This window comes from Helicobacter magdeburgensis (assembly GCF_000765825.2).
Taxonomy (GTDB): domain Bacteria; phylum Campylobacterota; class Campylobacteria; order Campylobacterales; family Helicobacteraceae; genus Helicobacter_C; species Helicobacter_C magdeburgensis.
The window spans coordinates 1-632 of the sequence record NZ_JRPE02000050.1 but is presented as its reverse complement, the minus strand read 5'-3'; the positions used below and the strand labels follow the sequence as shown (position 1 = coordinate 632).

Below are 632 nucleotides of genomic sequence, written 5' to 3'. Positions count from 1 at the left end.
CATTACTCTCCTTATCTTAGAGTAAGCTCCCCTATTGCAAGTGCAAGTTCAGGTTTTTATCATACTCCAAGAGTTGGAGATGAAGTGATTGTGAGTTTCTTTGATGAGGATATAGATAAGCCTTATATTAGTGGCAGTCTGTATAACCAAAGTAATCCTGCCTTACCCTCTTTACCCTTAGCCTCTCATCAAACAAGTTTAAGTGCAAGAACTCTTAATAATAGCAGTGCATTGCAAGCAGAGAATACAAACTCTCATCACAATCTCATAGAATCTGGATTTAATGAAATCACGCTTTCAAATCTTAAAGAACAAGAACACATCTATCTTCAAGCACAAAGAGATTATGAAGAACTCATTAAGCATAACTTCACTCAAACCATACATAACAATAAAGAATCTCAAGTAGAGGGAACTTATAATGAAAGGATTAAAAAGATTCATACTCAAACCATAGATTTAGCAAAGATTGTAAGTATTGGAGGAGAATATAATACCAATGTAGCTTTATCTAAAGATACTATTGTAGGATTAAGCCATACTTTAAATGTAGGAGTAGATAACAAAGTAAGGATTGCAAAGAAGAGTAGCGAATATATAGGAGAGGATAAGGAGGTGGAGATAGGGGGGAA

Annotated in this window: 1 protein-coding gene; it reads left to right on the top strand. The window is 34.7% G+C overall.

The genetic code is table 11. The features are described from left to right. On the top strand, positions 1-632 hold a 632-nt coding region (locus LS74_RS11605), incomplete at both ends, for a bacteriophage T4 gp5 trimerisation domain-containing protein (RefSeq protein WP_034589910.1).